The organism is Sporosarcina sp. FSL K6-6792 (genome assembly GCF_038004885.1).
Taxonomy (GTDB): Bacteria; Bacillota; Bacilli; order Bacillales_A; family Planococcaceae; genus Sporosarcina; species Sporosarcina psychrophila.
The window spans coordinates 684,793-698,062 of record NZ_JBBOSA010000001.1; the positions used below are offsets into that span (position 1 = coordinate 684,793).

Here is a 13,270-nt window from a genome sequence, read left to right on the forward strand (position 1 = left end):
AGATTTACTACACGCTTTTGCCATGCCGTTAATTAGCTAGATATCGCATCTACCCACTCCACAAACGCACTCATTAAAGGTGATTTGTTACCAGCGTCCGCCCAACCGGCAAATCCTATAAAGCCGTCTGAATTAAAGCTGATCGCTTCTCGTTGAGTAAAGTAATGGCTATTCAAGAAGAAGTAACATTCCTTCACAATTCCATTTGTGTTGTACTTGCTTTTTATTTTTTGACTCATTCTCATAGTGTTTGTGGACATTCCGCCTGCCTTATTGGCTCGTTTAACGTGCTTGTTAAGCAAGATGAACAAAACGCCAATATCGCCCTCAGAAACGTCCTTATAAGTCAAACCTTTTTCAGCAAAATAATTTCTAGCGTCATCAGAATTTTTACATGTAATCACTTTTTAACCTCCTTCAAAATGGCAAATCGTCATCAGAGACCTCAATTGGAGCACCACCTGTATTAAACGGATCTTCCGACTGCCTATCCGGCGCATTGTATGTCGTTTCCCGTCGATTCTGAGTGTCCTGTTGTTGATTCTGAGTATTCGTCTGTCCCGATTGATTAGAGCCGTTAGATTGATTGCTAGACTCGTTATTTGAATTGCTGTTTCTTGGTTCTAAGAATTGAACAGAATCCGCAACAATTTCTGTCGTATAAACCCTTTTTCCGTCTTGCCCTTCAAAACTGCCAGTTTGAATTCTCCCGTCCAAACCAACTAGACTGCCTTTCTTCAAGAAGTTCGCAACGTTCTCAGCCTGTTTTCTCCAAGCGACGCAACTGATGAAATCTGCTTCTCTTTCGCCTGATGCGTTTTGAAACGCTCGGTTTACCGCTAATGTAAAGCGTGTTACCGCTATCCCTGTTTGTGTGTATTTGAGTTCGGGATCCTTTGTTAGACGGCCAACAAGAACTGTGCGGTTAATCATTCGCTCTCCTCCAAAAATTCACCATCGCCTAGAATTTCATAAGCACTACTACCATCTTCATTTTCCGTTTCTCCTAGAGGCTCGCCGCCTAAAAATGCGAAATATCCAGTTGGGTAAAGCGTTACACAAACTTTGTGGTATAACTCGTCGTCCACAATGACAATTTCGTCATCTTCGTAAAACGGATCGTTGCAAGCTTCACACCGCTTTAGTTTCTCGCTCATTCCGCCACCGCCCTTTGCACGGCTAGTAAACTAACAAGAGAGCGATAGTCCATCTCACGCAATAGTTCACCATTACGGCCACTCACGATTCTCATAGCATTTAGCTGCTGAATAAGATAATCCCTTTGCATTTTCCTCATGCCGTCATCGCCTTTCTTTCAGCCCAATAGCGTTCAGCCGTTTGGATTTTCACTTCGAGCTCATCCATTTCGCGTTTCAATTCTTCTGGCGAATGATTCCTTGTCGATTGCACCAAGTAGAATCCGCCGCCGTTGATCCAATCAGACATCAGCAATTCACCCCTTCGATTTTTATATCTAAGTGTTCGAGAGTCATCTCGATTCCTTTGGTTACGCCTTCGTTCCAGCTAGTATTCAAACTAGGCTTGGCAGCATGATATTGATATATAGTCAAAATCTTTTCCCTAGCGTCCCGCGCGAGTATCACTGGCGCTTTTTTCATAACGTTGTGCGCAAACAAGACCTCTCTATCAAGTTGGTAAATGTTAATGCAGTCCCTATCTGGTCCGCATCTCAGTGCGATAAGATCATCGTCAGCGTTTCGGTGCGTTTCAAACTGCGCGTTATTTTCAAATGCTTTCTTTGCTTCTTCGAGAAAATCAAATTCGTTTTGGTGAATAGATGCTGTCATTCCGATTCCCCCTAAATTTCATATTTTTTAATCCGCTTATCTGTCGTATCTTCAAAATTGATTACATAAATATTTTTCATGAGCCGGGAAACCAATTTGCGGTCATACATTTTCTCTAATTCTTGTCTAGTCAAATTCGTTGTTACGATTGTCGATTTGTTTTGACGCCCATTTGTAATCGCATAGAGAACGCGCATTACAAAGTCGGATGCTGTCTTCTTTGTGCCTGACCCGCCTGTTTCGGTTCCGAGGTCATCAAGCACAAGGTAATCAACGTCGTTTAAAAGATTCGCGAAATAGTGTTCTGTGTAGCGGCTATCTTTGTTGTCGAAGCTGTCACGGATCTTCAAAAACATTTCATCAACACTTACAAACAAGCAACTCTTGTTTTTTTTTCCCGATTCATTTAAGTTTCGGAGAATCGACATACCCAAATGGCTTTTCCCGACTCCTGGATCGCCTGCAAACCACGTTGTGAAAGTTCCACCGTCTCTGTAACTAGTGAACGCCTTGGATGCTAGTTCCTTGTTATTAATCTCTTCTTTTTTAGTAGCTGCGTATGTCTTGAAAGATGCATCAAGCAAGTCTTCGTCCGTCAGTACGCTTTGGTTGTGGAATACGTTGTACTTGCGTCGACCCATTGCAAGCTCAATTTTCAAGTCTTCTTCGTCGCTCAATTCCTGTGTGGTGCGATCCCTCTCACAAATCGGGCAGAAGATTTCGCCATCGAACGTTATTTTCTTAATTTCTTTCGTGTATTCTTTTCCGTTCGCTTGTACCGTGTGCTCGTAGCAGATTTCAGAAGTTGATCCCATCCGCGTATTGTTTAGTCGGCTGATTACTTCCCCTATCGCTTGCATGGCTTGTCCCTCCTTTTTCATTCAAGTAAGATTCAAACTTTGTTCCGAACAATGTTTCTGGTCTAAGAAATTTATTCATCTTTTCGTCTGTAAGCCATTCTGCTGATTTGTTGTCAATGACTTTCATGAAATCATCAAGAGTGAATTTTTCTTTGAATCTCGCTTTAATTAACGTTCTGGTTTTATCAGTCGTTTCTCGGAATCTCGTAATGCATTTTGTGTTCAAGTAAGAAATGATTTCAGAATACGGAAGAGGGGCATCGTCCTGATTCGGAGAATCGGACACTATCTCTTTCTCTTTCTTCTTCTCTTTCTCTTTCTTCTTCTCTTTATCTTTATCTTTCTCTTTATTAGTTCTCTTTGTATCCATAGGGTATTGATACTGTATGGATACGTCATCAGACTTGATAGATTCAGCGATTGTGAGGTATATGGTTACGAATGGTAAATGTTTGACATTACGTAATTCTTTCTCAATCCGTGTTACAATTTTTGGGCTATTGTTCCAGTTGTGCTTCGGCCAATTGAGTAAAATAATCTCCATTGTCGATTCGTTGTAGTCGATTTTTTTGTAATCCTTAAATCTTTGAAGGAGTTTTTCGACCGTTTCTCGGTTGTAACCTGTCTCCATTTCAATCACTCTTTTAGGTAATTCGTAGATGCCGATTTGCGAAGTTTTACTATTAGTCATTAGGTAGACATAAAAGTATTTTTCTTCTGGTGTTAAATCCAAAACAAATGCGTCCTGCCAAAAACTTACGTGTACCTGTCTATATACGCTCACAATCGTTGTCTCCTTTCGTTAATTTCCTGATGAATTAGCCCTTTATCTCATCCAAAAACCTGCTTTTCTCTACCTCTACCATCGAACCATTCCACTCTTGCTTCATTAAAGAGTGAGATAGGAACAACTGCTTTTTCGCTCTCGTAACCCCGACATAAGCTAGACGCCTTTCCTCTTCGATGTCACCGCGTTTGGAAGGGAATGTGCCCTCTACTAACCCAACTAGGAAAACGACGTCGAATTCAAGCCCCTTACTCCCGTGCATCGTCATCAGTTTAACTGCATCTTTTTCATCGATTAATTTTTCTTGAATATCACGGTATTTAAGCCATCTCAAGAATGCGGAAAGGCTGTTATCTTCACCTAATGTTTCCTTTGTTTTTTGCCACGCTTCAATGTACTTTGTGCCGTTTTCTAGGGCTTCAATTCTGTTTTCAAGACCTTTTTCTTTGTAGTCTTGAATAACTCCAAGCACTTCTGCCGTGTAGAGAATTAGATCCGCTACGCTGGCACCTTCTGAATATTGTGCAGAAATCTTCGAACCTAACTCAAAGAATCGTTTCGACTGTCTGAAATCCATCTGTTGGAACATGGCCAACTCCGATTTGTCTTGCTTTAAAGCTTCCAGACGCAAAACCTGTTGTTCCCTTTCACTTAAGAAAGGTTCTGGATAACTCAATGCGCGATTGAACGCTCTGCCATCCTTGTTATTTACAATGACTTGCAACCAAGAAACGATAAAGAGCATATCCCTATTTCTCATGATGTCATTGCGCCCAAGAGCGATATTTGGGATGCCGTTTTGTTCTAATTGCTCCTGCATCCTTTTAAGTTGCATGTTCGTTCTAGAAAGCACCGCAATACCCTTGTATGGTGTACCTGACTCGTATAAATTCCTGATTTTGTCTAGCACTTGTTCGTATTCCATCCGTTCGTCTCCAGTTGTTGAAACGGTGACTCGTGGACCTTCTTTATGAGCAATCAACGTTTTCTCAGATTGATTCATATTGTGCGAGATTAGATTATTTGCCGCTGCTACGATTTCTTTTGTTGAACGATAATTGTCTTCAAGTTTCACAACTTCGCAATTTGGATATTCATTTGGGAAATCGAGAATGTATTCCACCTTTGCGCCGCGCCATCCGTAGATCGCTTGGAAGTCGTCTCCTACAACGAATAGGTTTTTAGGTGATAGTAGTCGGAACATGTCCATTTGGTCATCACTGCTGTCCTGGAACTCATCTACAAACACATGTGAGTACATTTGCTTGTAGTAATTAAGCGCTTCTGGATATTTGCTCCAAAGTTCATTGACAACCGAAATTAATTTATCCAGATCAAGCGCATTGTTTTGGCGCAACCGATATTTATATTCTTTAAGAATTCTCGTGATCTCGTAATCGCTTCCGTCGTTATCTTCGTACGCTTTAGTTATTTTAGTAATTGTCGCTTTGCTACCTAACTCTTTGATAACCGCTTCTAAGACGGATTTACGGTCTTCTTGATCGTAAATCGTGAAATTCTTATCGATACCGATTAAATGGCCCCAATCTTTCAGGACGTGGACTGCGAATGCATGGAAGGTATTGCAAAACAATTTCTTTCCTTCGCGTTCTCCGATAAGCCGTATGACGCGTTCTTTCATTTCCTTGCCCGCTAGCCGAGTAAATGTGAGGGCTAGCATATCGCTAGTCCCTACACGATTGTCAAAGAGGTGAGCAATTCTTGTAGTTAGTACAGTTGTTTTACCGCTACCGGCTCCTGCAAGACACAGGATTGTTTCGCTTGTAGAAATAACAGCTTGGTGTTGCTTGGCGTTCAATTCTTCAAGCAATTTTGCTTGCATCTTGACCGACCCCCATTGCTGATAAGTCATCCACTTGCCAACCGTCAGCAGTAAAGGTGTACTCTAATGCTCCCGCCAAAATGATGTTGTCTACTTTGTCGGATAGTTTGTCCAACCCGTTTATGAGTAGCTGAAAGTTTTGCTTGTCCAAGTGATTTAAGTTGTCCATGACGAGGATCCGTAATTTTGGTTGTGCTCTATCGATAATTGTCATCATCATAGCTGCCAAGAATACTGTCTGTTGTCCGGTAGAAAGGGCGTCAAAATTCACTTCGTGACCATGCTCGTTCACCCAACCGAATTCAAATAATTCTTTTCCTGTATCACTTTCAGTTTGGAAGTAAGGCACTTGTTCAAATTCCATTAATTTTAAATTCTCTTCAATCTGTGAACGAATGGGCTCTAATATTTCTTTTACCAATTCACCCTGTACGCCCTTAGCGCCAAGTGATTCATTAAGTACTTTCAACGCATTTGATTTATACTCTGCTTCATGGTTTTGTAATACGTTTTCATTCATTAGAACGAGTGTCTGTTTTGATTTATCCTTTTCATCAACCTGCACTTTTAATTCTTCAATTCTTGCTCTTGTGCCGATTGCTTGTTTTTCCATGATGCTAATATCGCCAATTGGTTCAGTTTTTTCGTGTACCAATTTCTGTAACTCCGTTTCCAGTAATGATAACTTTCCTTCTTTACGTTCTTTTAGGGATTCCTTTTTTTGTAATTCCGATTCTTTCACTTTCATCTGTTGAGATAACGCTTCACGTTTAGCTTGGATTTCTTGCGCTGCCGAGAATACTTCTTTTTTACCATCTTCTTGTAAGGTTATGAGGACCCCTAATGCCCCTGCACGCTTTTTTAATTCATCATGTTGAACTGTCAATTCCATTAACGCCTGTTCAGCTTGTGCTTTCTTTTCGGCAACGTAATCATCGAATCCAGTGAAATCTTTATTACAAGAAATCATTTGACTAATGACACAAACTCCTGCTAATTCTCCGACTTTTTTCAAAGTACCATCAAGCGTTTGAACATTTGCCCGAACATTCATCATTTCTTCTTGTACTTTGTGTAAGGCTTGTCGTTGCTCATTCGCTAGTTCAGTTAGTTTAAAAATCTCTTTATCGAACGGTAACAATTTGCTTTCCAAGTCAAACGGCAAAGGCATTGAAGCAATTAATCCTGCAAGGTCCTTATCCAGTACTGTGGTATCTGTATCGATTTCCGTTTCATTTACAAGTTTTATTTCCGCTTTCAATTCATCGATACGATTCAATCGGTTATCGATTGTTCGTTTCTTTTCGGTATCAGCCGCAACTTTTTTCTCGATTTCAATCAGGTTATGTTGAAGTTCTTCTAATTCTTTTTTCGTTTCAGCGATATTACGATCTGTTTCAGCTAACTCATTTTTCATGTCTGCCATTTGTCGCACTGTGCCCTGTGAGTCTGCCTGTTTACGTTTCCAGAATGTTGATTCTTTCGCCACCCAATCAATCATCGAAATCAATCCATCATGTATATCTTGCTTGTCACGGTACTCAGCAAGCGCATCTCCAATGAGTTGTTTCGTAATTTCAAATTGCTCTTTGTTGTTTTTTTCTAATTCAGTTGTAAGCATTCTTCCTTGTAGATAGTCAGACAATTTCTCTTTATCCCAAGAGTCGCTATCTATTGGAGACAAGGAGTAAATGAAATCCCTACGCTTTGCATCAGATAAAGAAAGAAATTCGTTGAAATCAAGCGCTACAGGGAAATTCCCTATTTCATCTTGTATTCGTGCTTTCTTTTCCGTTGCCGTACGTTCTCCTTTACCAGGAGAGACATTGAGAGTCTCCTTAATGCTGATCTTCGTTTCACCGGTTTTCCCGTTCGATTTTTCGTCTCTTGTAAAATTACGGGTAAATTCAAAGTCAGTTGTTTTAAGTCCAACCGTCATACTTTCATCTGTGGCGAATTTGATTGTTTCAGCCGTTGTTTTCCCTCGACCTGGTATGGACCCTTGCATCGCAAGTCCTAGCGCTTGAATTCGAGTTGTTTTACCGGATCCATTACGACCAATGAAGATGTTCTTACCGGTAAGGGACTGAGTTGTGCTTTGCCCCTTGATATTTTCCATCTGAATTTCTGTAATCATTAGAATCGACCTCCTTCTTGGTTGAATAGGTTAGCCGATGGTTCTGTTCGTTCTACAAATTCTGAAACTAAGGGATTTTCGGGTCCATAAGTTTGAGCGACTTCCTCGTCATCTGTATCGGTGGCGATATCTTCTGCTGTCGCTTCAACAACCGCCTCGATAATCTCTACTTTCTGATTGCCAACCTCAATCTCTTCACCGCGTTCAGCCTTATCAGCAATATCAAGTAGTTCTTCACGGTTAAAGTCGTGCACATAGCCGACAACTGGAACTCTCGCAATCTCGCCTTGCTTCGTAACGTACGCCGCACTAGCAAGTGCTGGGTGCTTACTCATTACCAAACGCTCACAGATAGATTGTGCATTTCGTTCAGCGAACTGTTTTTTATTAATGAAGGTATCTATCGCTTTTAATACGTCTTTGTGTTGGATGTTTGCAGCTATTCCAAGGAAACCGTCAATTTTCAAGAAGATGCTGTTTGTTTTTTCGTCTTCCGTTAGCATTTGTTCCATGCATACTCTGCCGGCTTCTCTGCTGTATCCAACCTTTTTGGATAAGTCTTGAATGAAATACATCTTGATGTCGTAAAGGAGTGTGGCGCTTGTTATAACTAGGTTGCCAATCGGGCTGTAACCAATCGCTATTTTTTTGACCCAAACCTTCGCAATTGTTCCCGATTCCGGATCAATCATCGGATATGGATTAACAACGATTTGACCATCCGGCAAAGTTAACTTATCTGGAGTGATAATCGACAATCCGGCAATCTGATTCAACGTGTTAAACCCTTTGGCTGTTGTCATTGTCTTACCTTGGATTGTTGCAATTTCACCGTTCTTTTCATTCAGGGTAATCGTCCCTTTTACACTTTGAATTTGACCACCGTTTACTTTTTTTACGAATACTTTTCCATCACCTAAGTCCGCTGCTTGTTGTTTTCTTAAGTTAGCAATCGTTTGTAATGCTTGTTCGTATGCTTGCTGGTTTACCTGTAATTCGTTTGACATGATTGTTGCCTCCCTTGTGTTTTTTGCGGTCCCTATGTACAATGTGAGTAATAGAATTTCACAGGGACCACATTTGACTCGCTGCTCTAACAGCGGGTTTTTTATTTTGCTTCTTCGTACCGAATAATTTCAGCAGTCTTGCGAAGTGTATAAACACTCAGGCCACTTCCCCATGTTTCTTCGAACTGTTTCATCGCAACCAAGGCGCTGTCTTTGTTCGTGTGGATGATGTATGGATCCGACTCTGTCACCAGTCTGATTTCCCACTCCCATGATTTTTGCTTCATTTACATTCACCCCTTTCAGTAGTCAGATTTACGATAAACATCAGCAGCTCTATCGAGTGTCTTCCAATCACATTCCGAAGCCATAGCACCGACGAGTCGTTGAATGTCCTCTGCGCTCATTCCGATTGATTCAGCCGCCGCAATCGCGTAGCCAAACGCTGATTGATTGCTCCACTCTTCGCCACTGTGATGTAGATGGTTAACTACTGTTTCTAAGTCCTTGCGTTGCACCGTGATCATGATTGTTTCCGGAAACATGTCTAATTCGTCATTCAAGCTGAAAATCGCTTGCTTTACTTTTGCTTTCATTCTTCTTCACCCTCCCCTTGTTCTAGTTGCCATGTCGCATACTGCCACATAGTCCCGAGTACAAATGCAAGAACTGGTGCAAAGTAGAGTACAATTTGACCTTTTTCAGCTAATGTCAGCATTCCGATTCTCCTTTCCATTAATAGATGGTTGAATCCCATCAAGAAGCGCCGGAAGCTAAGAGGAGGAATTATTTGCCGTACCCCCGACGCTTTTTGATAGGAGCCAAGGCTCCGTATCTGTGCTATAATGTTGTTAAGAGATAGTTTCAAATTCCGCCGATTGACATTCCAGTGTCAGTCGTTTTTTTGTGCCTAAAATTATTAATCAGTTGGACTTTAACGCCTTTTGCTATTAGCTTTTCGTGAAGTTTTTGCATCTTGCTTTTCATGTAGAACCTCCTGTTAAATAAAGTGAATGAATCCTCCGAGCAGTGTCGTAATCAATTGAGTAACTGCCACTACATCCACGCCACATATTAACGCTACTGCCGCTTCCGGAACCTGCGTCACTTGAAACCACCGGATTAGATCAGATGCTTTTAACTCCATCTTGTCGTTCTCCAATTTGGAAATCGTGCTCCTTGGCATAAACATTTGTGGAGCCATTTCTTCTTGGCTTAATCCCGCTCCGATACGCGCTTTTCTAAGTACTGTTCCAAAATCCATGACAAACTTTCCTCCCGTTTAATGTTCTGTTTTAGAACAAGTTCAAATCTTGAACAGTTTTTTATTTCAAACCTAGTAATATAGTTAATGAAGGAACTCACCACCATTGCTTGGATGACCCCTCCTTGCAACCTCGCAACATGACAAGGGGCTTGCCCGCCCCTCTTCGTTTTATTCAGCCAACCTCAAATGTTGCTGGCCATTTAGCTTTTTAATCTCTAACCTCAAAGCTGTGTCCGGCGACCATTCTTGAATAAATTGCAATGATTCTTCAAATCTCACTTTCGGTAACTCTCCGTATCTGGGAATCTCAAAGTATTTTTTGAAATCTCTCCAAAATTGCTGAAATGCCTTTCTACCAATCTCCTTGTATGCTGCCGATTCGGTGCCACCCAGACATTGCATTACCTTGCCACGAGCATTTGCGCCGATACGCTGCTCTTGTGGTCCATTGATCCGCATGTGATCCTTCAAATACTTCACGTCTGTTTCGACTACTTCTAAGCGTTCTTCTTGTTCAAGCGCTGATTGTAGTAGAAGTTTTGTATTACTCGGTTGGGTTAGTTGTCTTTCCATATCTTCAAATCTAGTGACATATGCTGCTGTAAATAGAACACCTTTTTCACCAGTCATTTTATTGGCAACCATGTCGCAACCTTTTTTAGTGATTAGGAAGCTAGGTCTTTTCTTCATTTGCATATCTTCGTATTCGGATTCAACGAAGAACTCGGTGTGGGCGAAACCGCCCTGACCTAAATATTCAACATAACTCCTAATACTCTTCATTAATGCGTTATGCTCGCGGTCTACCATCCTCGCGACTTCCCGACTATCTGTAACTAGTTGACCGTTAATAGAGACTACTTTTAAATCATTCATCCAGTTCCCTCCTATATAGAAGATTCGTTTCACCATTCATTCATAATGATTTCTTCTAAAGCCTTCGCCGTAGGATTTCTTAGCCAGATACGCTTCCCACCTTTTTCACGTTGACGCTCATAGCGTCGTATGCGTGGATCATTTAAAATGTGGTCTTCCAAAGTTTTACGACCGAAAGTAGTCGCTCGTATGATGTCGTTAATGTCCCAGAAAAGAATTATCGGTTGCGCCGCTGCATTGACTATTTCGTCAAGTTGCCGATTTACTTTTTCGGGTGTTATGCCTGACATCTCGAAGAGTGTTTGAATCACCGCACTTTCTGTTGACATATCATCGCCCCCTTTTTCCATCACACCCACCAATCAAAGTTCGAAGTCTTGGCGTTGGCTAACGCTGTCGCTCCCCATCTATTGAAGGATCTTGGCGTACTCCGCTCGTTCGAACTTTGATTGCTGGGTGTGAGGTACATATTTTTAAACGACTTCTTCAATCGCCAGCTCAATAATAACGGATTCCGTTAGTTCGTTAGTAAAAAAAACTTCAACTTTAACGTCTAATACTTTTGATAAGACTTTTAATATTTCGGCATCAATTTTGGTCTTGCCACTTTCCATGCGACTATATGCCATATTGCTGATACCTAACTTCTTCGCCAAATGCAACTGAGTCATGCCCTTCGCGAGACGAATTTTCTTTAAATTTTCGTGTATCATCTAACCACCTCCATAACTAACGTTATCCGTTAATCAACACTATACTAACGTATTCCGTTAATGTTAACTGTTTAATTTAGATAATTCTCATATACCGTTAGTTTTATATCTTTTATCGTTAGTTATTAGTATTCTTGGATAAATAGAATACGAAAAAGGAGACAATTATGGAGATTGGATCACGAATAAAAGTAAAAAGAAAAGAAAACAGGTTTACGCAAATCGAACTAGCTAAACTGGTAAATGTTTCTCCCCAAGTAATCTCGAATTGGGAAAGGGGTTATTCCGACCTCAGTTCTAATGATGTGTCTAGACTGGCTGACGCACTTAATTGTTCTACCGAATATTTATTAGGAAAAATGGAAAATTCAAAGTTAGACTGGAATTCAAAGCTTCCCGAACTTACAGCTAAAGATGAACTAGACATAACTGTCGATTTAGAAAAAATGATAAATAACCTTGAATCTAAAGATGGATACGCCGCGTATGATGGTCATTCGATGGATGATATGGATGAGGAAGATAAAGAGCTTCTAAAAGCGTCACTAGAAAACTCTTTGCGCTTAGCTAAACGGATAGCCAAACAAAAATTCACCCCTATAAAGTATAGGGATTAAATAACCGATTAGGGGTGAAGTTGGTTGCCTAAAAAAGAAGTTGTTAGACACATCGAAAAATACGCTACTAATAATCCTTTTGAAATCGCTAAGCAAAAAGGGATTGTGGTTATCCATGAACGTTTAGGTAGCGCTCTCGGTTATTACAATTCTTATAAAAGAATAAAATTTATTCATATTAATGAGGATATCAATGAAACTTTGAGTAGATTTGTATGCGCGCATGAATTGGGACATGCAATCCTGCATCCAGACGCCAATACACCATTTTTAAAGAAGAATACGTTCTTCTCTATAGAAAGAATTGAAATCGAAGCGAACACCTTCGCGGTCGAATTGCTACTTCCCGACTACACGATTTACGAACATAAAGATGAGAACCTAACACTTTGTGAAATTGCCAATATATACGGTGTACCCGAAGAGGTTACGCACCTGAAAAATTTACGGAATATTCGTTGAGTTAATAAGGAGACCGTCCGTGGAAGAAGGTGAAAAATATGAGGCTTCCAAAAAAGGTACCAAACTTTTTGAAAATACTTTCCGCTATCATTTGTTTACTTTTGACAGTGTTTCTTTTGATGGTATCTATTATTCTAATAATTTTGGTAGAAGACACTCAGTCCAGATTCGCGGCTATCTTTCCCTTATCAATTTCTTTGCTTTTAGCTTTTATCGCTAACAAATGCATTAGAAGTGTAAAGAGGAGTAATGAGACCGCGAATGTAAGCAACACGCCAAGAACTGTTAATATAAAACAAGATAATCAAACTAGATCTACAGAACAATTGGCAACATTTAAAGTCAATCTTCCAATCACACCAGAAAGATCTTTAGAGAGTATGAGGACTGCCTATGACGTAAACCAAATCCCTGGTCTTATTGAAATAATAAATGATTGCCTGTACTTGGTTTCTAACTCCAAAAATTTAGAAACTGTTATCAATCGATTGGAATTAGGGGCTAGAAAATCATATACATTAGAGCAACTTGAACAAATAGGTTTCCATAGCGGAAAGCCGACATCTAAAGAGTTGTTCGACGTCTTCTTAGGCGAGAAGCCCGTACTGATAAATAACTGTCTGGGTAAAGCCTACAATGATATGCTTGCTAAAGCGAATGAATTAAAAACAGGCAGAGGTAAAATCAATCGGTACAAAAAGTTCATTGAAGTAATGCATAAATATGACGATGATTACACTTACGAAAACGAAGAGCTCGTCGAAAGGTTTGAACAAGAATTATCTTCACTCATAACAAAGATGACGTGAATCATGGGAATGCCAATAAAAATGAAGGCTTTCTTTTCATAGGTAGTCCAGAAAAAATACACACACAACCGCCCTACTAAGGGC

22 protein-coding genes are annotated in these 13,270 nt (G+C 40.4%); 4 read left to right on the forward strand and 18 right to left on the reverse strand.

Annotated elements, in window-relative coordinates; translation table 11 throughout:
* Positions 1–32: 32 nt before the first annotated feature.
* The 18 genes from MKZ26_RS03410 to MKZ26_RS03495 all read right to left on the reverse strand — a co-directional run bounded on the left by MKZ26_RS03410 (position 33) and on the right by MKZ26_RS03495 (position 11,298).
* Positions 33–404, reverse strand: coding sequence for a hypothetical protein (locus MKZ26_RS03410; protein WP_340764411.1), 372 nt, complete (start codon positions 402–404; stop codon positions 33–35).
* A 13-nt stretch (positions 405–417) separates the two neighbouring features.
* Positions 418–933 (reverse strand): single-stranded DNA-binding protein, encoded by a 516-nt coding sequence (gene ssb / locus MKZ26_RS03415; RefSeq protein ID WP_340764413.1) that lies wholly within the window; start codon positions 931–933, stop codon positions 418–420.
* Positions 930–1,157: a hypothetical protein gene (locus tag MKZ26_RS03420; protein ID WP_340764414.1), complete on the reverse strand. Its 228-nt coding sequence runs from the start codon at positions 1,155–1,157 to the stop codon at positions 930–932. The genes ssb and MKZ26_RS03420 overlap by 4 nt, the downstream gene beginning before the upstream one ends.
* 136 nt (positions 1,158–1,293) lie before the next feature.
* Positions 1,294–1,446: a hypothetical protein gene (locus MKZ26_RS03425; RefSeq protein ID WP_340764415.1), complete on the reverse strand. Its 153-nt coding sequence runs from the start codon at positions 1,444–1,446 to the stop codon at positions 1,294–1,296.
* Positions 1,446–1,808 carry a hypothetical protein gene (locus MKZ26_RS03430; protein WP_340764417.1) on the reverse strand — a complete coding sequence of 121 codons (363 nt, stop codon included), beginning with the start codon at positions 1,806–1,808 and terminating at the stop codon, positions 1,446–1,448. Before MKZ26_RS03430 ends, MKZ26_RS03425 begins: the two co-directional genes overlap by 1 nt.
* Before the next feature lie 11 nt (positions 1,809–1,819).
* Positions 1,820–2,668, reverse strand: a complete 849-nt coding sequence (locus MKZ26_RS03435) for an ATP-binding protein (RefSeq protein WP_340764419.1) — start codon at positions 2,666–2,668, stop codon at positions 1,820–1,822.
* Entirely contained in the window at positions 2,607–3,452 is an 846-nt protein-coding gene (locus MKZ26_RS03440) for a conserved phage C-terminal domain-containing protein (RefSeq protein WP_340764421.1), read from the reverse strand. The genes MKZ26_RS03435 and MKZ26_RS03440 overlap by 62 nt, the downstream gene beginning before the upstream one ends.
* A 34-nt stretch (positions 3,453–3,486) precedes the next feature.
* A complete protein-coding gene (locus MKZ26_RS03445) occupies positions 3,487–5,298 on the reverse strand; it encodes an ATP-dependent helicase (protein ID WP_340764423.1) in 1,812 nt (603 codons plus the stop codon).
* A complete protein-coding gene (locus tag MKZ26_RS03450) occupies positions 5,279–7,435 on the reverse strand; it encodes a hypothetical protein (RefSeq protein WP_340764424.1) in 2,157 nt (718 codons plus the stop codon). The genes MKZ26_RS03445 and MKZ26_RS03450 overlap by 20 nt, the downstream gene beginning before the upstream one ends.
* Positions 7,435–8,442, reverse strand: coding sequence for a hypothetical protein (locus MKZ26_RS03455; protein WP_340764426.1), 1,008 nt, complete (start codon positions 8,440–8,442; stop codon positions 7,435–7,437). Before MKZ26_RS03455 ends, MKZ26_RS03450 begins: the two co-directional genes overlap by 1 nt.
* A 101-nt stretch (positions 8,443–8,543) precedes the next feature.
* A complete protein-coding gene (locus MKZ26_RS03460) occupies positions 8,544–8,729 on the reverse strand; it encodes a hypothetical protein (RefSeq protein WP_067210131.1) in 186 nt (61 codons plus the stop codon).
* Between the two features lie 15 nt (positions 8,730–8,744).
* Positions 8,745–9,038 carry a hypothetical protein gene (locus tag MKZ26_RS03465; RefSeq protein WP_340764428.1) on the reverse strand — a complete coding sequence of 98 codons (294 nt, stop codon included), beginning with the start codon at positions 9,036–9,038 and terminating at the stop codon, positions 8,745–8,747.
* Positions 9,035–9,160, reverse strand: coding sequence for a hypothetical protein (locus MKZ26_RS03470; RefSeq protein ID WP_340764430.1), 126 nt, complete (start codon positions 9,158–9,160; stop codon positions 9,035–9,037). The genes MKZ26_RS03465 and MKZ26_RS03470 overlap by 4 nt, the downstream gene beginning before the upstream one ends.
* Positions 9,161–9,306: 146 nt before the next feature.
* Positions 9,307–9,429 carry a hypothetical protein gene (locus tag MKZ26_RS03475; RefSeq protein WP_340764431.1) on the reverse strand — a complete coding sequence of 41 codons (123 nt, stop codon included), beginning with the start codon at positions 9,427–9,429 and terminating at the stop codon, positions 9,307–9,309.
* 13 nt (positions 9,430–9,442) lie between these two features.
* Complete coding sequence (locus tag MKZ26_RS03480; protein ID WP_340764433.1) at positions 9,443–9,706, reverse strand: helix-turn-helix domain-containing protein; 264 nt, start codon at positions 9,704–9,706, stop codon at positions 9,443–9,445.
* A gap of 171 nt (positions 9,707–9,877) precedes the next feature.
* Entirely contained in the window at positions 9,878–10,585 is a 708-nt protein-coding gene (locus MKZ26_RS03485; protein ID WP_340764435.1) for a Rha family transcriptional regulator, read from the reverse strand.
* Positions 10,586–10,614: 29 nt separating this feature from the next.
* Positions 10,615–10,914: a hypothetical protein gene (locus MKZ26_RS03490; RefSeq protein ID WP_340764436.1), complete on the reverse strand. Its 300-nt coding sequence runs from the start codon at positions 10,912–10,914 to the stop codon at positions 10,615–10,617.
* A gap of 144 nt (positions 10,915–11,058) precedes the next feature.
* Positions 11,059–11,298, reverse strand: coding sequence for a helix-turn-helix domain-containing protein (locus tag MKZ26_RS03495; protein ID WP_340764438.1), 240 nt, complete (start codon positions 11,296–11,298; stop codon positions 11,059–11,061).
* Positions 11,299–11,465: 167 nt separating this feature from the next.
* On the opposite strand from MKZ26_RS03495, the gene MKZ26_RS03500 reads away from it, so the two are divergent.
* The 4 genes from MKZ26_RS03500 (at position 11,466) to MKZ26_RS03515 (ending at position 13,186) form a co-directional block, all read left to right on the forward strand.
* Positions 11,466–11,915, forward strand: coding sequence for a helix-turn-helix domain-containing protein (locus tag MKZ26_RS03500; RefSeq protein WP_340764440.1), 450 nt, complete (start codon positions 11,466–11,468; stop codon positions 11,913–11,915).
* Between the two features lie 24 nt (positions 11,916–11,939).
* Positions 11,940–12,377: an ImmA/IrrE family metallo-endopeptidase gene (locus tag MKZ26_RS03505; protein ID WP_340764443.1), complete on the forward strand. Its 438-nt coding sequence runs from the start codon at positions 11,940–11,942 to the stop codon at positions 12,375–12,377.
* A 19-nt stretch (positions 12,378–12,396) separates the two neighbouring features.
* Positions 12,397–12,597, forward strand: coding sequence for a hypothetical protein (locus MKZ26_RS03510; RefSeq protein WP_340764444.1), 201 nt, complete (start codon positions 12,397–12,399; stop codon positions 12,595–12,597).
* A gap of 106 nt (positions 12,598–12,703) precedes the next feature.
* The gene (locus tag MKZ26_RS03515; protein WP_340764446.1) at positions 12,704–13,186 is read left to right on the forward strand and encodes a hypothetical protein; all 483 of its coding nucleotides are present in this window, start codon (positions 12,704–12,706) and stop codon (positions 13,184–13,186) included.
* Positions 13,187–13,270: the final 84 nt, after the last annotated feature.